Source organism: Candidatus Dadabacteria bacterium (assembly GCA_009837205.1).
Lineage (GTDB): Bacteria > Desulfobacterota_D > UBA1144 > Nemesobacterales > Nemesobacteraceae > Nemesobacter.
Window position 1 is genome coordinate 1 of record VXTZ01000014.1, and the last position, 19,924, is coordinate 19,924.

Consider the following 19,924-nt stretch of genomic DNA (forward strand, 5'->3'; position numbering starts at 1 on the left):
GTTGTAAGATATATAAAGTTTCCCTTTTTGCAAGAACAAAAACCGAACTTGGCACCATATCCCTGTTCAATCCCCAGAATCCCGAGACCCAGACGGAGAACTCGTCCGATTTATGTCTTCGCGTTAACTTCCGATATCCACTTTGTTATGGCATCTATCGAATCTTTGGGATTCTCTACGCAGTCGTGTTTCGCCCCCGGTATATAGCGTAACGTCACATCTTCGTTGCCCGACTGATTCATTGTGTTCTTAAGTTCCTTGGGTTCCCACACATCAACGATGTCGTCATCTTCTCCGTGGATAAAGAGAACGGGAACCTTCACATTTTCTATAATTTCACAGGTTTTTGCATAGTAGGCCTGGGGTCCCCTCATATACCACCAAGTCCTGTAAGTAAACATCTCCCCGTCAACCGGGTTAAAAGAATCTCCCCAGGCTCTGTAGACGATAAATACCTGGTCGTTTTTCTTTTTCTCCGGATTCGGACCCAAAACCTCCCTGGCTTTCAGATAAATATCATCATAGGATGGAATACTCCTGTTTTTCTCAAGTCTTCTTTGCTGTGAATACGGCAGAGAATAGGAACACCCTTCCAGTATAAGGCCTTTTATCCCGAAAGAATCGGTCTGGGACGCATAGTAGACAGCCATGTTAGCCCCTAGACTGTAGCCCAGCATGAAAATGTTGCGAAACCCTTCTTTTTGAAGAATATCCACCGATTCTTTCATCTCATGAATCGTGTCAGGAAAAATCCCCTCGCCCATTATCTGGCCCATAAACGCCATACGGGTATTTACAGAAAGCGTGCTTATATTTTTTTCCCTGAGAAGAGGGGGAAGTCTAAGGGGGGTTCCTCTCGTGAGAAAATGCCCCAATACTCCGTAGAGATTTATTATTATGGGAGATTCGTAAAGGTCTTCTTCCGACGCAAACTCAGGGGTGACAAGGAGAGAGTTCACCTCGAATCCGTCTTCAGTCTTATAGGTAAGGAGACTCTTCTGTTCGTTTCCCATCGCAGAATCAGATGAATCTTCTGTCAAGCCATCTTATTATAATATCGCCCATTTCCTCTTCCTTTCCGTCGAGAGTATGGCCGGTATTGAGATAATATGCGGAAACATCGTCATTTCCGTTATCTATGGCTATTTGTGCAAGATTATGGGTCTCATCGGGTTTTACGAATTCATCGTTCCATCCCTGCATGAGAAGAATCGGCAGTTTTATGTTCTTTATCTGCTCGTGGCTTTTTACGGCCCCCGCCTCCGGACCGGCGAGAAACCACCACGTCTTGTAAGTATATATTTCGGTGTGCTCCGGCCGGTAGGAATTTCCTCTGGCCCTGAAAATAAGAATCGTTCTATCCTGCTTTGAATCATGGGGATTATCGCCAAGTATCATCTTCGCTTCCTCGTATACCTCATCGTAGGAAGGCTGGCTTTCCCACTTATTCCATCTCCTTCTTATCGAGTCCGGGATAGAATAAGGAGTAGCGAGGGCAATCACACCCTTTAGCAGCTCCGACTCGTCGGAATCCTGTTGGCCGCTTTTTACGGAGAGATACCTGAGAATCACTCCTCCACCCAGGCTGTAACCGGAAACAATGATTTTCTCGTAACCGATTTCTCCCAAATATCTCACTACGCCGTCTATCTGCGAAATAGTGTCGTCCACTATTCCAAAGCCGAAGAAAAGCCCGAAATTGGCCAGTCTGGTATTTATTGCAATAGACGAATAGCCTGCCTTGGCGAGGATCGGCGGTAAGAATCTCTGGCTTCCGTCAAGAAAGTTCCCCAAAAACCCATGAACATGGATAATTATAGTCTTTCTTTTTTCGGAGTCGTTATTAAGCGCTCTGTAGTAGAGGGCGTTAACCTTTCCTTTCCCGACCGGTACGGAAATCAGTTCCTGCTCTACATATTTCATTATTAGACACGGTTTTTTTAAGAAGTACTGATATTATAAAAGTCCTGCGGGCAAGTCAATAGCGGTGGCAATGAACTCCGATGATTGGTAAGAGCCTTAGCACTCGGAGATACCTCGAATCGTTTGCCTGAAATCGGTAAATTCAGCAATCCGCAGTTTCCATTGTGACTGAATCAGGGTTCCGCATCAGAAAATCAGCTTTTTTCTTTGCCTCCGCCCAGTCCGGAGCCTCTCCAATCTTTACGAGCGTGTTTTTTGTGGTGGCTTTGAGGAAAAGATGCCCCGTTTTCTTACTCCAGAAAATCTGCCAGTTATCCCCTTGGAAGTCTCTTAGCCATCCGAAAGGGAAAAATCCAGAATAATCACTGCTGGACTTCATGTGTTTTTTCTCCCCCTGCGTTCCGTAATTATTTTGAAAACCGGGTGGAAATACCCGGCGGTTTTGCGCACAAAGCGCTTTCCAAAAACCTCTTTAACGCTAACAGCTCTCACGATGCGTAAAGCTCCTCGAAATACAGGCATACATGGGATATTCCGCACTTCGAACATACGGGCTTTCTAGCCTTGCAGACATTTCTCCCGTGATCGCCCAGGGAATTTGAAAAAAATGTCCAGTCTTTTTCCGGAATGCACTTTCTAAGATCAAATTCAATCTTAACGGGATCGGAATTCGAGGTAAGACCAAGTCGGCGGCTTAACCTCATTATATGGGTGTCAACTATTATTCCGGGTTTTCTGAAATAATTGCCGATTACAACATTTGCCGTCTTCCTTCCGACTCCCGGAAGTTTGACTAGCTTTTCCATCTCACAAGGGACTTCCCCCTCGTGTTTTTCTATTATCTCCCTGGAACAGTTTATTATCGCTTTTGCCTTATTTCTGTAAAAACCCGTTGATCTCACATCGTTTTGGAGTTCTTCCTCTGATGCACAGGAAAATGCCCCTAGGTCCGGGTACTTCTTGAAAAGTCCCGGGGTTATCATATTTACTCGTTTATCCGTACACTGGGCGGAGAGAATAGATCCGACCAGAAGCTCCGATGCGTTCTTAAAAGCTAGATGACATTTTGCGTCCGGATAGGTTTTCTTCAGAAACTGAAGAATCTTCCGTGCTTTCTTTTTTACATCTTGGGTATTCATCCTGAATAACAAAATATATACGTGAAACTTTTTAAGCTACAAGCTGATGCAGTCTGAAGGGTAAGGGAGTCTCTTTTTAGCTTTTTCCACACTGCCATCTTGTCCGCATAAAAGTGCTTTCTCGAAGACATAAAAAAAGGGGGAAATGAAGCTCTCAAGTCCCCCTTTTTTCTCTTCAAAATACGTTCTTACTGAATTTTAGTCATTTCTGGCCGGTTCAAGACCCTCTTTGCCCTCGAAAAAGTCTTTGTTTATGTCAATGAACTTCTGCCATTTCTCGGGCAATTCATCTTCGTGAAATATGGCATCCACCGGACAGGGGTCTACGCACGCTCCGCAATCTATACATTCATCAGGATGTATGATCAGCTGATCATCTCCCTCATATATGCAATCGACCGGGCACGCTTCAACACAAGCCTTGTCCTTCACTCCGATACATGGTTCGGCAATTATGTATGCCATCTTTGAACCCTCCGAATTGGCACGCTACTACTTTACTAACTTATCATTTCTATACTAACTAAAGCACTTTCAAATAAAAGGCGTCCGGACAACTGACCCTTTATATTCATTCTCCTTCCTGAGAAGGTTCCAAAGGTTCTTCAACAGGCGGAGAGGTTTCTTCAAACATTTCAATCGGCGATTTCTCCACCACCGAACCCGATATTGATTTTACGGAAGTGTAACCGAGAAAAAGCGAGGTAATTACGAATATGAGCCCAAAGAGCCTGGTCATCTTCACAAGAAAAGGCATTGCACCGCTCGAACCAAAGAGCGACTCCGAACTTCCGCCTCCAAACATTGAACCTATGTCCGCGGACTTGCTCGGCTGAAGCAGTATGATCAGTACAAGAAGGATGCTGACAACAATATGAATAATTTTCACCGACGGTATTAAGAACTCCAATTTCTAACCCCCCACGGACTTTATTATTCTAAAAAAAGAGTCAGCTGAAAGACTTGCTCCTCCAACCAGAACCCCGTCAACTTCATCAACAGACATTATCTCTTCTATATTACCCGTTTTGACGCTTCCGCCATATAAAATTTTCACACTACCGCCTAAATCGGGGAACATCTCGGTTAAAAGCTCCCGTATATATCCGTGAACCTCAGCTATTTCCGAAGAAGTGGCATTTTTCCCCGTTCCTATGGCCCAAACCGGCTCGTATGCTATGACGATATCTGAAATCCGTTCCTCGTCCAGATCATGCAGCGCATTTTCTATCTGGGTCTTTGTCGGCGAGAAAAGCAGTTCTTTTCTCGACGAAATGTCTTCACTTCCACGGATTGCTTCTTCCCTCTGGACTTCGGTTTCTCCCACGCAGAGAATTATTTTCAACCCGCAGGAGATTGATAGCAGAAGTTTTTCACGGATTTGTTCATCAGTTTCCCCGAGGATGTGCCTTCTCTCCGAATGGCCAATAATAACCCAATTGCATCCGGCGTCTAAAAGCATCGGCGCGGAAATCTCACCAGTGAACGCCCCGCTTATCCTGCCGAAAACGTTTTGAGCCCCAAGATCTATGTTTGAACCCGAGATGCGTCTCCCTACCACGTCGAGAACCGTATAGGGAGGCACAAGCACTACCTGACATGCGTCGTAGTCTTCTCCAAGCAGGCTGACTATTGCACCGGATAACTCCAGTGCTTCCTCCCGAAGCAAATTCATTTTCCAGTTTCCAACGACAAGCTTTTTATCCATTTAATACCCCGTGACGAAAATTTCTCTTATCCAGAAAAAGCGAGAAAGCTACTTCCCGATCACAAGTAATGCAAGCTTTTCTCTCTCCAAAGAATACTGTATTTACTCACCCACCCATAAATCAGTTCCGTGTTCTCCATCATCATGGCTTTGAACTGATAAACTTTTTCCCTGAGTTCAGTATTTTCTCTTAGGCCTACAATCTTATTTACAGTAAACTACCGGCAGGAAAACTCATCTGGAAAATTTTCGTTCAAGTGTTTCTTTGTAGTTCCGGTGATCTTCCAAGAAGCGGTCCCTGAATTCTTCATCGTTTATAGAACTTGCGTGCACTTCTCCAGACTGCGCTCCTTTCTCTATGTTGTGACCATCATGAAGTACTTGCAGATTGTCCAAATCATTATAGATGGCAAGTTGTTCTTCTCGTGGGAGATCGTAGATTTCCGGATAGGATTCCACAATCTTGTTAAACGGCATGCGGTGATCTATGTCAAAATCCGCAGGATCAGAAGAAGTAAAGCCCGTGTGGGGATCTACCCAATTGCCGCTGAGAATCTTTCCTGAAGAATCTTTTTCAACCGGAACCTGAGAATGCTGTTCCAACAACCAATCCCGCGTGCTCTGTCCAGTATCCCCAACCTCGGTCCAGTACATCTCTTCACGAAAGGCGGTGTAATCCAAAGCGGATGAAGACAATCCGTTGTCAAGCTGTCCCGATTTCGGAGGGGTAGTCTCATCTGCTACCTCCCCCGTATCTGAATCGTCCAACAAGACGCTACCGGCTTCCCAGAGATCAACCAGATCGTCAATCACGGGAAGCTCGCGAAGAAAATCCCAAAGGCCCATAACCAGTTTCCCCCAAGTCTATTTTTTCCAGATATGATCGTAAAGTTTTTTCGCGCCATAGCCTCCGGCAACCCCTATTCCAGCAAGCACTATAACTCCTCCGGCTACTCCAAATCCCCCAGCAGCTAAGGCTCCCCCTCCAAGCCAAGCCAGAGTCGCATTCGTAGCCGCCGCACCGCTCAGAGTTGAGATCGCCGTGCCGGTGCTCGCAGCGCCAAATGTACTCACTAATCCTGTAGTCGCTCCAACTGCGCCAGCAGTTCCGGCACCTTTTGCCAAAATTCTACCCACAGGTCTAGCCAATGCTTTGCTCTTTCTGCCATGCTTGTTCATAAGTATCTCCTCCTTTTAAGGCAACCTGTCCCGCTTATCGTGGCGTTTGCTCTTCATCCTTGTCTTTTTGGTTTTCCTTTACTCCCCAATCATAATTTTACCCCTTCGTTGTATCCGTTTGCATATCCTTCCAACATAACTCTTCATCCTCGTAAAATACATTTTTACGGGGATGGGGGTGAGTAATTACAAAATACCTAACCCAAAAATTCACCCAGCCTTCTTATTCCCTCCCGTATGGAGTCAACCGACGTCGTATAGGAAAACCTGAGATAATCCCTTCCCCTGTCGCTGAAATCTATTCCGGGAGTTACGCCCACGTGGCAGTTCTCAAGAATATCAAATGCGAGGCTCCAGGAGTCTCGGCTCCATCGAGAGGAATTCACGAAAACGTAGAACGCCCCCTTGGGCTCAACCGAAATATCAAATCCAACCGAGGAAAGCCCTTTTATCATCTCCTTCCTTCTTCTGTCAAACTCAGTCACCATAGCCTCGCTTCGCCCACCCCTCTTCACTTCCTCAATAGCGGCAACTCCTGCTTTCTGAACAAAAGATCCGGCGGAAATAAAGAGATTCTGCTGAAGCTTCTGCACGTACCTTACAAGGTCTTCCGGAACTATCATGTAACCGAGGCGCCAGCCTGTCATGGAGTAGAATTTGGCGAAGCCGTTTATCGCTATGGCGTTTTCAGTGAATTCCAGAATGGAGTTAACGCACGCGCCATAGACAAGACCGTGGTAGATTTCATCTGAAATCACAAAAAGACCCATCTCGGACAGTTCCCGGAGAACTTCTCTGTCCATAACCGCCCCGGTGGGATTCGCGGGAGAATTTACCAGGATAGCCTTTGTCTTTTTGCCGATATTCTTTCTGATTTCCGCAGGGTCAACCTGATAACCGTCCCTTTCGTAAACAGGTATTTTCTTTGCGACTCCTCTCGCAACGCTTATTATCTGCGGATAACACGCGTAATGCGGATCCGTTATCAATATTTCATCCCCGGGGTTAAGAACGGTCAGCATTGCCAGCAAGAGCGCCGGGGAGCTGCCTATAGTTATTATTACCCTTTTATACCCCACTTCTATTCCATAAGTACGGCTGTAATCCTCCGCAACGCTCTGGCGGAGCTCATCAATCCCAAGACTGCTTGTGTACTTCGTGTAACCTTTTTCTATCCATTTCGCGGCGGCCGAACATATTTCATCGGGAGTATTGAAATCAGGTTCTCCAACCTCGAAATGTATCACGTCTCGACCTTCATCCTCAAGGCGCTTTGCCCTCTCGAGGATGTCCATTACGTAGAAAGGTTCTATGTTTTTAACCAAATCTGAAATCATGTTGTGAAATCGCTCTTGGAATCAAGCAAAACAAAAAATTAATCCTGTGTGGAGGCGAACCGCTGGTTGATCTGTTTTACAAGAAGTTCTCTTTTAAGTCGTCTTAGCCTGTCAAAAAACAATATACCATTAAGATGGTCAATTTCATGCTGAAGTACCCTTGACAACATTCCGTCCGCATCAATCGTGAAACGCTTTCCTTTTCTATTGAGGGCAGATACACGAACGCGGTTTTTTCTTCTTACGTCCGCAAAAAATCCAGGTACACTGAGACAACCTTCCTCTCCCACTTGGAATCCTTGAGAGGAAACAATCTCGGGATTTATAAGCTCGTAGAACTCCCTTTCTTCACTCTCAGGTAAAGGTACATCAACTACCAGGGCCCGGATATTCCTACCGACCTGTGGAGCCGCAAGTCCGACGCCATCTGCATCGTGGAGCGTCTCCGTCATATCATCCAAAAGACGTTCAAGGTCCTCACCTAGCTCCTCCACGGGCAGGGATTTTCTCTTTAACTCAGGGGCGGGATAAACAAGGATATCAAGCAAAGGCATCTGCGACGCTTATAATAGAAGGGTTGTTAGCAGACCTACGCCGTGGTCTGTCATTCATCACTGCTTTTTTCCGTAAGTTTCGGGGCAAGCCAGCTACTTACCCTAAACAGTGGAAGGGTTTTTTCGCCGATGTCTATTTTTTCGCCTGTTCTGGGATTTCTTCCTTCATAAGGCTCGTAATTTTTTGTAAAGAAACTTCCGAAATGTCTTATCTCTATTCTTTCCCCATCCCGAAGCATCTCGGTCATGGCGTTAATTATGGCGTCCAGAACCTTTCTAGATTCTACGGAATTAAGGTCAAATTTCCGCGAAAGCTCCTTTTCAATGTCCGATTTTTTCATGACGTTTTAAAAATCAGTAAGGTTAGGACCTGATTTCTCACTCTAGATATTTTAAAGCCGTTTGTCAAGTAAGCCCTCGATTTTGCGAAAAAAATTCTCAGTACCCGAGATTCGGCCGGAGCCATTTCTCCGCCTCTTCAAGAGCGATTCTCTTTCTTTCCGCGTAATCCAGGATCTGGTCTTCGAGTATTTTGCCAAGAAAGAAATATCTTGATTCGGGATGAGCCATGTAGAACCCTGAAACCGAACTTGGCGGAGTCATGGCGAAGCTCTCAGTAAGCGATACACCCGTGTGTTTCTCCGCCTCGAGAAGATCCCAGAGAATCTTTTTTTCCGTGTGGTCCGGACATGAAGGGTAGCCGGGAGCAGGTCTTATGCCTCTGTATTTTTCGTTTATCAGGTCTTCGGAACTGAGCTTTTCATCTTTTCCGTAACCCCAGAGATCCCTTACTTTTTTATGAATCATCTCGGCAAGAGCTTCAGCTATCCTGTCTCCGAGTGCGCTTGTCATAATCGAATTGTAATCATCCCCTTTTCGCTTGAAATCCTCGGAGAACTGCTCAACCCCCTCCCCTGCAGTCACCACAAATCCCCCCATATAATCTTTTCTTCCCGAGACTTTTGGCGCTATAAAATCTGAAAGACAGTAATAGCGACCCTCTTTAGAACGCATCTCCTGCTGTCTTAGAAAATGAAACGTTGCCAGAGCCTGTCTTTCTTCTCCATAGACTTCAACATCGTCTCCGACACTGTTTGCGCGGAAGATTCCGACAACAGCGCGGGGGGTGAAGACCTTTTCCAAGATTATCCGTTTAAGGAGTGTTTGACCGTCCCGGTAAAGTTTTTTTGCCTGATCTCCTCTTTCGGGGTGCTCAAGTATTTTCGGAAAAACTCCTTTAAGTTCCCATGCCCAGAAAAAAGGAGACCAGTCGATGTAACCGGCGACTTCTTCAAGAGAGATGCTGTCGAAGACAAAAACTCCAAGCCGCCCGGGGCACTCTATCGCAATATTATCCCAGTCGGTCGGAAACGCCTTTTCCCTGGCCTCTTCTATGGAAGCATATTCCGTCTGGCCGCGGGCTTTTTCAAAGCGCCTCTTCTGCTCCAAGTTGCTTTTTTTCAGTTTCTCCATGTAAAGCTGGGCTTTTTCCGGGTCCAGCATCTCGTTGCAGGCACCTACCACGAGCGAAGCATCAGCTACGTGATCAACTATGCCGCTGTATCCCGGAGCTATTTTTATCGCAGTATGAGCCCTGCTTGTGGTCGCCCCGCCAATAAGAAGGGGGATGGAAAACCCTTCCCGTTCCATCTCTTTCGCGTTATACACCATTTCGTCAAGAGAAGGTGTAATCAGTCCGCTTAATCCTATGAAATCCGCGCGATGCTCTTTTGCAACGTTGAGTATTTTCTCGCAGGGAACCATTACCCCGAGGTCTATCACTTCGTAGTTGTTACAGCCAAGAACCACAGACACTATGTTTTTTCCTATATCGTGGACGTCTCCCTTTACCGTCGCTATAACGAATTTCCCCTTGCCTCCCCCGCTTCCTTTTTTTTCCTCTTCCATAAAAGGCTGAAGGTGCGCAACGGCTCTTTTCATGACTCTGGCGCTTTTCACCACTTGGGGAAGGAACATTTTGCCGTCGCCGAAAAGATCTCCGACCACTTTCATGCCATCCATAAGAGGCCCCTCGATAACCTCAAGCGGGGCCCCGTACTTAACCCTTGCTTCTTCCGTGTCATCCTCGATGAAGTCCGCTATGCCGTTTACAAGGGAGTGCTCAAGACGTTTTTCAACCCCAAGCTCTCTCCATTGCTTGGTATCCCTCTCCGCGCTCCCGGACTTTACCCCTTCAAAATGTTTCGCGTATTCAACAAGCCGCTCCGTGGCGTCAGGGCGACGGTTAAGAAGCACGTCTTCCACTTTTTCGAGAAGTTCAGGTTCTATGTCGTCGTAAACGGCTAGCATTCCAGCGTTTACTATTCCCATGTCAAGCCCGGCTTTTACGGCGTGGTAAAGAAACGCGCTGTGCATGGCTTCACGCACTACGTTGTTTCCCCTGAAGGAGAAGGATATGTTGCTTACTCCACCGCTTGTGAGTGCTTCGGGACAGGATTTCTTTATCTCCCTAACGGCCTCGATGAAATTCACGGCGTAGGAGTTGTGTTCTTCGATCCCGGTTCCGACAGTAAGTATGTTCGGGTCAAAGATTATGTCGCAGGGGTCCATGCCTATTTTCTCAGTTAATATGCGGTAGGCCCTTTTGCAGATTTTGACCTTGTCCTCTTTCGAGGTCGCCTGGCCTTTTTCATCAAAAGCCATTACCACGACTGAAGCGCCGTAGCGCATTGCCGCTTTTGCCTGCTCACAGAACACTTCCTCGCCTTCCTTAAGACTTATGGAATTTACAATGCACTTGCCCTGAATACATTTAAGTCCCTCCTCAATAACGGACCACTTGGAGCTGTCTATCATCACTGGAACCTTGGTCACCTCGGGTTCCGAAGCGATAAGGTTGAGGAAACGCTTCATGCAGGCTTCAGAGTCAAGAAGCCCCTCATCGAAATTAACGTCTATTATGTTCGCCCCGTTCTCCACCTGTTGAAGAGCTACCGAAACAGCTCCTTCATAGTCTTCTTCCTTTACGAGTCTTGCGAACTTTGGAGAACCCGTAACATTGGTCCTCTCCCCAACCATTATGAAAGGTCCCTCGGCATCAGAGGTTATGGCAAGGGGTTCAAGGCCGCTTAGCCTGGTTGCGTCTTCGCGAACTGGGATTTCTCTCGGCGGAACATCCCTTAGTTTTTCAACCACCATTCCTATATGCTCCGGAGTGGTGCCGCAGCATCCGCCCACTATGTTGACAAAACCGCTTTCCGCGAAATCCAGAAGAAGAGTGGAAGTGATCTCCGGCGTTTCGTCGTATCCCGTCTCGCTCAACGGGTTGGGAAGTCCGGCGTTCGGGTAGCAGCTTATGCGGCAGTCGGCTATTCGAGAGAGCTCCTCTATGTAAGGACGCATGTCCTCAGCCCCAAGCGCGCAGTTTATACCAACGCTGAAAGGTTTTGCGTGGCGAACGGAGTTCCAAAAAGCCTCCACAGTCTGTCCCGAAAGAGTGCGTCCGGATCGATCCGTTATGGTAACGGAGATCATGACCGGAATCCTTTCCCCTCCACGCGAATCGAAAAAGCTCTCAATGGCGTATATGGCCGCTTTTAAGTTAAGGGTGTCAAAAGTGGTCTCAGGCAGAAGTATATCCACCCCTCCCTCGACAAGAGCTTCAGTTTGCTCGCGGTAAGCCTCAACCAGTTCTTCAAAAGAAACCGCCCTGTACGACGGATCGTTTACGTCAGGGGACATTGACGCTGTCTTATTGGTCGGACCCAGCGCTCCGGCAACAAAGCAAGCCCTCCCGGGATTTTTCTCCATAAAATCAGAAGCTGCTTTCTTTGCGAGTTTCGCCGACTCGACATTAAGGGCTCTCACCCAGTTCTCAAGGCCATAATCGGCCTGAGCTATTGAGGTTGAGCTAAAAGTGTTGGTCTCAACTATGTCGCAGCCAGCCTCAAAGTATTCTCTGTGGATTTCATATATAACGTCGGGTCTCGTGAGGGAAAGCAGATCGTTATTGCCCTTTAGATCCACAGGATGATCAGAGAACAGATCTCCCCTGAAGTCCTCTTCTTCGAGGTCGTGCCTTTGGATCATCGTGCCCATGGCGCCGTCGAGGAAAACTATCTTCTTTTTCGAAAGAGCCTCGAGCTGCGCGGAGATTTTTATGTCCTTATATTCCGTATTCATCACTCCCTAACCTTGTTGAGAGGCCTTGTCTTTTTCTTTTTCCCTGATGGCAAATACCGCTTTACGGGAACAAGGAAAAACACGGAGTCTACCATATGTTTCTGAGTTCTCTTAACTTTATAAAAACCGCCATCGGATCATCTTCCAAAGACGGGTCCTTTTTCCTGAGCGAGTCCAGAATGTGCGGATCATTCGTTCTCATAAAGGGATTATAAGTTCTCTCCTCCCCCAGAGTTGAACGGGGGAACTTGTCCTCGGGGACTTCCTTGAGCTTTTTCTTTGCGTCTTTGTTCTCCGGTGCAAGTTCAAGGGCGAACCTGAGGTTAGTCTCCGCGTAGTCATGACCACAGAACATCTTGAGGCTGTCGGGAAGACCGGAGAGCTTAAAGGCAAAGGTTTCGTATAGATCTTCGACTTTCCCCCTGAACTTTACGTTTCCACACCCTGAAACAAATACCGTATCGCCCAGAAAAATATTGTTCCCGACTACAAAGGAGACATGTTCCGGGCAGTGTCCCGGGGTATGAATCACCTGGAGTCGCTGCTTTCCGAAGTCTATCTCGTCTCCTTCCTCTATGCCTTCGCTTCTTGGGGCAACATAGTCAAGGGCCGTCGGATGAATAAGTATCTTCGAAGAGAGAAAAACCTTTATTATGGGGTTGTTTCCGTAAATGTGGTCTGGGTGCGCGTGGGTGTTCAGGACGTATTTAACCCTGTAATCCCTCTTTCTTATGATTTCAAGAAGAGTGATCGGATCAAGAGGGTCTATTACCACGCATTGCCCGGTTTCCTCGCACGCCACCAGGTAATTGTAGTTGCTGTCGCTCTCACCGACTTTGAAGCCATGTATTGAGAATCCATCCTCGCTAATTACGTCCATCGGGGTCTCCTTTTTGCGTGAAAGTGTACCTGAAAGGCTTATGGCGAATAAAAGACCGAAGATAGAAACTACGGGTTTGCTAAGCAAAAACCTTCTCAATATCTGTTGTGCGAATCACGAGGCCTTTACTCAGTTTCATTAAGGTGATTTCGTTCCACATCCAAAATTCCTTTCCATTATTCCAAGAAAATTTCACACTTGGGATAATCGATAGTCACTATATATATTCCTTCAGAATTAAGACGAATAGAAATCTAAATTATTCGGGAGGAGAGATATTTAGTCTTGCTTCCCTTCAACTTGATTTTTTAGTTAAACCACTTTCCCAGCTATATTTGACGCCTAGGTTTAGCCCTAACAGCAATCTCAAGGCTCAGAACCTGTTCAAGATCATCGGTCGTCCTCAGAATTTGAGGAACTAGATCTTAAGGTCTAAGCGGTTTATTTGATATAGCAATATCCAGTAAGAAGCAGAACTTATGGCTGGAGAACAAAAAGAAACAAAGCTCGACCATAATTCCCCGCAGGTCAAACTAACTTGGCTTGCAAAATTGCTGTTCGCATTCTTTCGTCGAAAAGATGTCAAAGCTGCCGTGTTGGGTGAGGACATCCTAACACTAATCTCTCTATCGGGGTCTATGAAGATCCCCTTTCAGGAAATTGAAACAGTTGAAGTAGAGAACGGATGGTTCTGGGCTGACATACGGGTTCGTTATACCTCAGGAGAAGAAGTCGTATCGGGACTATCGCGGCACAAAGCGCGGGCATTTGCTGATGCGTTGGAGTCTTTGAGAATCAACTGGTGGAGAAAGGTACTGGCTGAACATGTCGGGACGCTTAATTCCGTCCAGGATGATTTGGCACAGCTTGCAGACCCGCCCATGTACATGGCACGTAGTATCTTTTCGACCCTAGAGCGCAAGGCCAGAGACGTAGTTGCGCAATTTCCATCCCAGTGGCCCGACAAGCTTTCCGGCGTTGCGGAAATCCAGATGCTGAAGACGATACAGGACTTCTTGAAAGACCCCGAAGCTCATAGGACTCGAGCCAACGATATCTTTGTGGTCAACGAGCTGGGCCGTTCGCGGGAATTTTTCGACAAGATTGAGACAAGGCCACTCACAGACGAGCAAAGGAGATCAGTTGTTGTTAACGAGGATCGTAACCTAGTTGTTGCAGCCGCAGGTAGTGGCAAGACATCTGTCATTGTGGCAAAGGCTGGCTGGCTTCTGCATAAAAATTATTGGCGCCCGTCGGAATTGCTGTTGCTTGCCTTTGCAAGTGATGCTCAGAAGGAAATGCAGCAGAGAATCCGCGAACGCCTGGGCGACGAGGTGGTGGAAAAACTCACCGTTCGAACTTTCCACAGTCTAGGCATGTCGATTATTGGTGAGGTGGAGGGCAAACTCCCAACATTGGCCAAGGTGGCCACGGACGATAAAGCCTTGCGCAAACTGCTCAAGGACATTATTGCCGATCTGTTCGACGACTCAAAGTTCTCGAAAATCATGTCTACGTGGTTTCAGGAACATTCCACTCCTTACAAGAGCGAATATGAATTTAAAACCCAAGGCGAATACTGGGATTACATACGAGCGAACGAAATAAGGTCGTTGAAGGGTGACAGGGTCAAGAGCTTCGAGGAATGCGAAATCGCCAATTTTCTCTATCTCAATGGCGTGCCCTACGAATACGAGCGCGACTACGAGCACGACACTGCGACATCAGAGAGGAGGCAATACCAGCCCGATTTCTATCTCTCTGATTCCGGGATTTATATCGAACATTTTGCGCTCAATGAGTTAGGGGACACCCCTCCATTCATAGATAGAGAAGAGTATCTCCAATCAATGCTATGGAAGCAGCAAACTCATTCTAGATATGGCACCGTCCTCATTGAGACCTTTAGCCATGAGAAGGGTGCTGGCAAGTTGACTGAGAATTTGGCTGCTAAACTGGCCGACTATAATGTGACGTTATCTCCGATCTCCTCTGCCGAAGTCTTCGCGGCCTTGCAGGAGCAAGGTCGAATTGATCCATTCACACAATTGATTGCGACCTTCCTGCATCACTACAAGGAAGCGCAACTTTCTGCTGAGGAAATAGCCCGACGGGTTGCAAAGATTGAGGATTGCCCAAGGGCCGAAGCTTTTATTACAGTGTTTAAGCGAATATTTGAATGTTACCAAGAGCGGCTAGCTAAACTGCAGCAGATTGACTTCCACGACATGATTGGCAAAGCTACGGAACATGTGGAAAACCAACGTTACCATAACCCGTTCGGCTACATCCTAGTTGATGAGTTCCAAGACATTTCGCCAGGACGGGCACGCTTGTTGAAGGCGCTGCTGGACAGGTACGTAACCACCCAATTGTTTGCCGTCGGTGACGACTGGCAGGCAATTTATCGATTTGCCGGTTCAGATATCGCTATCATGCGCGAGTTCCGAGAACGCTTCGGCGAGAGCAAGCGTATCAATATGCAAACAACATTCCGGTGTGCCGATCGTATTGCCACCGTCGCAACGAAATTCGTCCTCAGAAACCCTGCGCAGATTCCCAAAGATGTCTCTTCCACACTCCAGTTGAAAGAACCTTGTGTACATGTTGGTCTAGGAGGGGAATCCCCCGATCTTTTGAGAGAAGTCATGAAAACGATTGCCGACGACACCGGCAAGAACAATGGAACTTCTACTGTTTTGCTGCTGGGCCGGTACAGACACTTGCAGCCGGAGAACATGTATCAGTTAAGCAATGAATACCCCGATTTACATCTCTCCTACAAGACCGTGCATAGCTCAAAAGGACTTGAGGCTGACTATGTTGTGGTGCTTGGCTTATGCTCCTGAAAACACGGTTTTCCCACCGAGATCGTCGATGATCCGTTGCTTAATATCGTCCTCGCGTCGCCCGAAGAGTACCCGAACGCTGAGGAGCGCCGTTTACTCTATGTTGCTATAACCCGTGCCAGACGTCGTGTCTTTCTCCTTAACGACAGCGAATTACTCTCCCCTTTTGTCAAAGAATTGATGGAGGAGGGCTATGACGTCACCATTTTTGGTCGGCTGCCGGAAAACAACGTTCTCTGTCCAGAATGCACCGAAGGACACCTAAAGCGCAGAAAAAGCAACCAAGGTATGTTTTACGGCTGTTCTTACTTTCCATTTTGCAGACATACCCAGTCCACTTGTCCCGATTGCGGAACTGGATTGCCAGTCAAGACCGATGGAGCCTTTCGTTGTCGTAACTGCGGGCAGTCAGTAGAGGAATGTCCTAGGTGTGACGGATGGATGCAAACCAAGAAGGGCAAACATGGTGAGTTCTTGGGTTGCTCGAACTGGCCTAACTGTAGCTACACTAGAAACATTATCGAACGAAAGAAATGAAACTTAAGAGTCTCTTAAAACAGTATTTGATACGGATTTGAAAAAGTATTAAACCTTTTGTGAAAAACTATTTGATCAAACCGTTTTTGCAACCACGATAGTCCGTGTATTCGAAAAAGAGTGCCAGATCGATATTTTCATCCTAGCTATCACTACCACCGCAATAACTTCCGGCAAGCTCGAAACAGAATATTCCTAATGCTCTTGACATGATGAAAAGCTCCTTTGCTCCGCACGATTGGTTCAGTAAGCTGCATTCTCCCCTCCTCTAATTCGCCGTTTGCTGACAGCAGCTTCGGCTGTTTTCCTTTTTCTTCCTCGGTTCTCGCTTTCTCTAACTTACCGTCTGTTGACAACAGGACCTGGACGATTTTAAACACTTCTGGGTGCGAGGAGCCTTGGATAACATCCCTAGCCTCGGCTTCCGAATAGCAGAGTCTCGCCTCGTTAAGTTCCGCAGATTCACCGTCAATCGTGGTGTAATTTCCGGCTTGATGCCGGATGACAAAGCATGTTTTGCCCTCTCTACTTAACGCGAAAAGCAAACTAATATCCCCTGCCCTAGCATCCTTTATATCTGTTACCGGATTGTATTCCTTCTCCGTCGAATCACTGTATTTCCATAACTCCCATTTATCCGAATCGCTCTCCCAAGCTTCCAACGCTTCGAGTGCCTCTAGTCTATCTCTTACCGGCTTTTTTCCTCGTCGTGTATCCTGATCCTTTTTTTCCCACCTATCAAAATAGAGAAGGTCGTACTTGCCGTTGAATGCTCTGTTTAAATCTGAAACTCCCATAATGCCTTTGCACTCCCCTTTGTGCTACACACAAGTTTGAATTATATCAAACCGTACAAGAGATTACAGTGCTAATGCTTCGTTAGAGAATTTCTTTGACATCAAAAGCCGTTAGGGTAATTTTTACTCCCAATTGATTTTTTGGAGACACCATGGGTTTCGTAGAATCTCTTAAATGCAAGGAATGCGGTGATCTTTATCCCAAGGAACCGAAGTATGTTTGTGAGATGTGCTTCGGTCCTCTGGAAGCGGTATACAACTACGACGAGATAAAAAAGCATATCTCAAGAGAAAAAATAGCTTCCCGTCCGCAGAACATATGGAGATACAAGGAGCTTCTTCCGATTGACTCAGAACCCACCCTCGGAACCCAGGTGGGGTACACTCCGCTTGTGCGGGCAAAAAACCTTGCAAAAGAGCTCGGGGTTTCGGAGATCTATGTGAAAAACGATGCGGTCTGCTACCCCACCCTCTCTTTTAAGGACAGGGTTGTATCCGTAGCCCTCTCGAAAGCAAAAGAGTTCGGATTCGATACGACCGGCTGCGCATCCACGGGAAACCTGGCAAACTCCGTGTCGGCGATTTCCGCTTCCGGGAATCTGAAAAGCATCATACTGATTCCCTACGACCTTGAACAGTCGAAAATACTCAACACCATAGTCTACGGGGCGAATCTCATAGGTGTAGAAGGCGGTTACGACGAGGTTAACAAGCTCTGCAGCGAAATTGCCAGCAAATACAACTGGGCTTTTGTGAACATAAACATGAGACCTTACTACTCCGAAGGTTCCAAGTCATACGCGTTTGAGGTGATGGAGCAACTCGGATGGAAAGCCCCAAAGCACATAGTGGTCCCTATGGCAAGCGGTTCTCTTCTCACCAAGGTCTGGAAAGCCATAAAGGAGTTTGAGTTGCTCGGGATCGTGGAGCCTCAGGGTTCGAAAGTATACGGGGCTCAGGCAACGGGATGTTCACCCATATCTACCGCATTTAAAAACGACTGGGAGATGTTCAAGCCCGTAAAACCGGATACCATAGCGAAATCCCTTGCTATTGGCACTCCGGCCGATGGTTACTACGCGATGAACATAATAAGGGAAAGCGGCGGAGCGGCCGAGGACGTAAGCGATGCCGAAATAGTGGACGCGATAAAACTTCTCGCAAGAACCGAAGGCATTTACACCGAAACCGCTGGTGGAGTAACCCTTGGAGTAACGAAAAAACTCATAGATCAAGAAAAAATTCCCCGCGACGAGCCTATCGTGGTATCGATAACGGGAAACGGTCTTAAGACCCAGGATGCTGTCGAGGGAACTCTTGGAAAGCCCGTGGTGATAAGACCTTCCCTCGAGGACTTCGAAGAGCTATACAACAATAAAAAACTCTAGCGTTACGTGTTATAGTCATAGTATCCGGTTAGAAGCAGATTTCGGATAAACCTAGGAAAAAACGGGAGAAAAACATGGTATCGGTAAGAATTCCAACCCCTCTTAGAAAGCTCTCAGGAGACAGGGACGAGCTTGACATAGAAGCATCCACGGTATCCGCACTCATAGAGGAACTTGAGAGCGAATGTCCGGGAATAAAGAACAGGCTCTGCGATGAGAGCGGAGACGTGAGGAGATTCATAAATCTCTACGTTAATGATGAAGATATAAGGTTTCTTGACGGAGTAGGGACAAAGCTTAGCGAAGGGGATGTCGTCTCAATCATCCCGGCGATAGCCGGAGGATAAGTCGGGCGTATACGGCAAAAGCTTTAAAGATATCAGATAATACTTCAGTTTAGTGAATTAAGTCTCTTATTTTATTGAAGTATTTTTCGATCAAAGGTTCTTTTTCTTTCTTGTAGCTTCCGGCAAACTCCATTAAAACCTCTTTTTGTTTTTTGGTAAGCTTTTGAGGTATTATCACTTTTACCACGACATACTGATCGCCAAGGCTCCCGGATTCCACATCCACGAGTCCTTTTCCTCTAAGCCTGAAAGTCTGCCCCGGCTGGGTTCCGGCCGGAATTTTCATTTTGGTAGTGCCCTTTAGAATCGGGACTTCCACCTCGTCTCCAAGAGCTGCCTGGGTGAAACTTACAGGAAACTCACATACGATGTCATTTCCCTCCCGCGTGAAAATAGGGTGTTCCCGCACCATCACCTGTATGTAGAGATCTCCCGGCGGACCTCCTTGTGCCCCGGGTTCCCCCTCCCCCCTTATCACAAGCCTCATTCCGCTGGAGATTCCGGCGGGTATGTTGACCTGTACCATCTTTTCGGTATAGGAAAGCCCGGACCCCCTGCAGCTCACGCAGGGTTTCGTTATAACCTTCCCGCTTCCCCCGCACGAAGGACATCCCTGACTTATTGAAAACGGACCCTGGGAGAAAGCAACCGACCCCCTGCCTCCGCAACGGTCACAAATCGATTCTCCCCCGACTGCGGCCCCGGAACCGGAGCAGTCATCACAGAGTTTTCTTTTCCTGACCTTTATTTCTTTCTGTGTTCCAAACGCAGCTTCGTCAAAATCCACTTCAAGATCATATCGAAGACTCTCCCCTTGCCGGACTCTGCCCCTTCTGCCCATACCTCCAGTGAAAACATCGTCGAAGAGATCGCCAAAAAGGTCCCCGAATCCGGAGAAACCGCCCATTCCATCACCCGACATATGGCCGAAACTGTCATAACGGGCCCTTTTTTCCCTATCGTTAAGCACTTGGTAGGCCTCGTTTATTTCCTTGAACTTCTCTTCGGCATCCTTATCCCCGGGATTGCGGTCAGGATGGTACTTGAAGGCAAGATCCTTGTAGGAACTCTTTATGTCTTCAGGGGAAGCGTTTCTTTCAACGCCTAGTATTTCGTAGTAATCCTTAGCCATTTGGGAATTGG

General features: G+C 47.1%; 19 protein-coding genes and 1 pseudogene. 4 read left to right on the top strand and 16 right to left on the bottom strand.

Translation table 11 applies throughout. The features are described from left to right. Positions 1–110 precede the first annotated feature (110 nt). From F4Z13_02515 to F4Z13_02580, 14 genes and pseudogenes are all read right to left on the bottom strand, one after another. Complete coding sequence (locus tag F4Z13_02515) at positions 111–1,013, bottom strand: alpha/beta hydrolase (GenBank protein MXZ48120.1); 903 nt, start codon at positions 1,011–1,013, stop codon at positions 111–113. 7 nt (positions 1,014–1,020) lie between these two features. Next, positions 1,021–1,923, bottom strand: a complete 903-nt coding sequence (locus tag F4Z13_02520; GenBank protein MXZ48121.1) for an alpha/beta hydrolase — start codon at positions 1,921–1,923, stop codon at positions 1,021–1,023. Between the two features lie 142 nt (positions 1,924–2,065). Continuing rightward, a complete protein-coding gene (locus tag F4Z13_02525; protein MXZ48122.1) occupies positions 2,066–2,302 on the bottom strand; it encodes a hypothetical protein in 237 nt (78 codons plus the stop codon). A 109-nt stretch (positions 2,303–2,411) separates the two neighbouring features. Then, on the bottom strand, positions 2,412–3,062 hold the full coding sequence (gene nth, locus F4Z13_02530) for an endonuclease III (protein ID MXZ48123.1): 651 nt from the start codon (positions 3,060–3,062) through the stop codon (positions 2,412–2,414). A gap of 198 nt (positions 3,063–3,260) precedes the next feature. Continuing rightward, positions 3,261–3,527, bottom strand: a complete 267-nt coding sequence (locus F4Z13_02535; GenBank protein ID MXZ48124.1) for a ferredoxin family protein — start codon at positions 3,525–3,527, stop codon at positions 3,261–3,263. Between the two features lie 106 nt (positions 3,528–3,633). Next, positions 3,634–3,972, bottom strand: a complete 339-nt coding sequence (gene secG / locus F4Z13_02540; GenBank protein MXZ48125.1) for a preprotein translocase subunit SecG — start codon at positions 3,970–3,972, stop codon at positions 3,634–3,636. Between the two features lie 3 nt (positions 3,973–3,975). Then, positions 3,976–4,770, bottom strand: coding sequence for a triose-phosphate isomerase (locus F4Z13_02545; protein ID MXZ48126.1), 795 nt, complete (start codon positions 4,768–4,770; stop codon positions 3,976–3,978). 234 nt (positions 4,771–5,004) lie between these two features. Beyond that, positions 5,005–5,616, bottom strand: a complete 612-nt coding sequence (locus F4Z13_02550) for a hypothetical protein (GenBank protein ID MXZ48127.1) — start codon at positions 5,614–5,616, stop codon at positions 5,005–5,007. A gap of 66 nt (positions 5,617–5,682) precedes the next feature. Further along, positions 5,683–5,871 (bottom strand): annotated as a pseudogene (locus F4Z13_02555) (hypothetical protein). 275 nt (positions 5,872–6,146) lie between these two features. Next, positions 6,147–7,286 carry a pyridoxal phosphate-dependent aminotransferase gene (locus F4Z13_02560; GenBank protein ID MXZ48128.1) on the bottom strand — a complete coding sequence of 380 codons (1,140 nt, stop codon included), beginning with the start codon at positions 7,284–7,286 and terminating at the stop codon, positions 6,147–6,149. A gap of 38 nt (positions 7,287–7,324) precedes the next feature. Then, complete coding sequence (gene def / locus F4Z13_02565) at positions 7,325–7,840, bottom strand: peptide deformylase (GenBank protein MXZ48129.1); 516 nt, start codon at positions 7,838–7,840, stop codon at positions 7,325–7,327. A gap of 50 nt (positions 7,841–7,890) precedes the next feature. Beyond that, on the bottom strand, positions 7,891–8,181 hold the full coding sequence (locus F4Z13_02570) for an integration host factor subunit beta (protein MXZ48130.1): 291 nt from the start codon (positions 8,179–8,181) through the stop codon (positions 7,891–7,893). A gap of 97 nt (positions 8,182–8,278) precedes the next feature. Next, positions 8,279–11,983, bottom strand: coding sequence for a methionine synthase (metH, locus tag F4Z13_02575; protein ID MXZ48131.1), 3,705 nt, complete (start codon positions 11,981–11,983; stop codon positions 8,279–8,281). An 88-nt stretch (positions 11,984–12,071) separates the two neighbouring features. Beyond that, complete coding sequence (locus tag F4Z13_02580) at positions 12,072–12,863, bottom strand: MBL fold metallo-hydrolase (GenBank protein ID MXZ48132.1); 792 nt, start codon at positions 12,861–12,863, stop codon at positions 12,072–12,074. Between the two features lie 479 nt (positions 12,864–13,342). Here F4Z13_02580 and F4Z13_02585 point away from each other — a divergent pair, with 479 nt between their 5' ends. Both F4Z13_02585 and F4Z13_02590 read left to right on the top strand, forming a co-directional pair. After that, positions 13,343–15,712: an AAA family ATPase gene (locus F4Z13_02585; GenBank protein ID MXZ48133.1), complete on the top strand. Its 2,370-nt coding sequence runs from the start codon at positions 13,343–13,345 to the stop codon at positions 15,710–15,712. Positions 15,713–15,748: 36 nt separating this feature from the next. Beyond that, positions 15,749–16,249, top strand: a complete 501-nt coding sequence (locus tag F4Z13_02590; GenBank protein MXZ48134.1) for a hypothetical protein — start codon at positions 15,749–15,751, stop codon at positions 16,247–16,249. 152 nt (positions 16,250–16,401) lie between these two features. Here F4Z13_02590 and F4Z13_02595 read toward each other — a convergent pair whose 3' ends face one another. Next, entirely contained in the window at positions 16,402–17,046 is a 645-nt protein-coding gene (locus F4Z13_02595) for a hypothetical protein (GenBank protein MXZ48135.1), read from the bottom strand. A 152-nt stretch (positions 17,047–17,198) separates the two neighbouring features. On the opposite strand from F4Z13_02595, the gene F4Z13_02600 reads away from it, so the two are divergent. Together F4Z13_02600 and F4Z13_02605 are read left to right on the top strand one after the other, a co-directional pair. After that, positions 17,199–18,434: a threonine synthase gene (locus tag F4Z13_02600; protein ID MXZ48136.1), complete on the top strand. Its 1,236-nt coding sequence runs from the start codon at positions 17,199–17,201 to the stop codon at positions 18,432–18,434. A gap of 74 nt (positions 18,435–18,508) precedes the next feature. After that, on the top strand, positions 18,509–18,781 hold the full coding sequence (locus tag F4Z13_02605) for a MoaD/ThiS family protein (protein MXZ48137.1): 273 nt from the start codon (positions 18,509–18,511) through the stop codon (positions 18,779–18,781). Positions 18,782–18,830: 49 nt separating this feature from the next. Here F4Z13_02605 and dnaJ read toward each other — a convergent pair whose 3' ends face one another. After that, a complete protein-coding gene (gene dnaJ, locus F4Z13_02610) occupies positions 18,831–19,913 on the bottom strand; it encodes a molecular chaperone DnaJ (protein MXZ48138.1) in 1,083 nt (360 codons plus the stop codon). Between the last annotated feature and the right edge of the window lie 11 nt (positions 19,914–19,924).

Coding starts and splice junctions, on each gene's coding strand:
- F4Z13_02520 (MXZ48121.1), bottom strand. CDS start 1,923: ATGAAATATGTAGAGCAGGAACTGATTTCCGTACCGGTCGGGAAAGGA.
- F4Z13_02550 (MXZ48127.1), bottom strand. CDS start 5,616: ATGGGCCTTTGGGATTTTCTTCGCGAGCTTCCCGTGATTGACGATCTG.
- F4Z13_02515 (MXZ48120.1), bottom strand. CDS start 1,013: ATGGGAAACGAACAGAAGAGTCTCCTTACCTATAAGACTGAAGACGGA.
- def (MXZ48129.1), bottom strand. CDS start 7,840: ATGCCTTTGCTTGATATCCTTGTTTATCCCGCCCCTGAGTTAAAGAGA.
- nth (MXZ48123.1), bottom strand. CDS start 3,062: ATGAATACCCAAGATGTAAAAAAGAAAGCACGGAAGATTCTTCAGTTT.
- metH (MXZ48131.1), bottom strand. CDS start 11,983: ATGAATACGGAATATAAGGACATAAAAATCTCCGCGCAGCTCGAGGCT.
- F4Z13_02570 (MXZ48130.1), bottom strand. CDS start 8,181: ATGAAAAAATCGGACATTGAAAAGGAGCTTTCGCGGAAATTTGACCTT.
- F4Z13_02585 (MXZ48133.1), top strand. CDS start 13,343: ATGGCTGGAGAACAAAAAGAAACAAAGCTCGACCATAATTCCCCGCAG.
- dnaJ (MXZ48138.1), bottom strand. CDS start 19,913: ATGGCTAAGGATTACTACGAAATACTAGGCGTTGAAAGAAACGCTTCC.
- F4Z13_02580 (MXZ48132.1), bottom strand. CDS start 12,863: ATGGACGTAATTAGCGAGGATGGATTCTCAATACATGGCTTCAAAGTC.
- F4Z13_02605 (MXZ48137.1), top strand. CDS start 18,509: ATGGTATCGGTAAGAATTCCAACCCCTCTTAGAAAGCTCTCAGGAGAC.
- F4Z13_02525 (MXZ48122.1), bottom strand. CDS start 2,302: ATGAAGTCCAGCAGTGATTATTCTGGATTTTTCCCTTTCGGATGGCTA.
- F4Z13_02595 (MXZ48135.1), bottom strand. CDS start 17,046: ATGGGAGTTTCAGATTTAAACAGAGCATTCAACGGCAAGTACGACCTT.
- F4Z13_02535 (MXZ48124.1), bottom strand. CDS start 3,527: ATGGCATACATAATTGCCGAACCATGTATCGGAGTGAAGGACAAGGCT.
- F4Z13_02545 (MXZ48126.1), bottom strand. CDS start 4,770: ATGGATAAAAAGCTTGTCGTTGGAAACTGGAAAATGAATTTGCTTCGG.
- F4Z13_02560 (MXZ48128.1), bottom strand. CDS start 7,286: ATGATTTCAGATTTGGTTAAAAACATAGAACCTTTCTACGTAATGGAC.
- F4Z13_02600 (MXZ48136.1), top strand. CDS start 17,199: ATGGGTTTCGTAGAATCTCTTAAATGCAAGGAATGCGGTGATCTTTAT.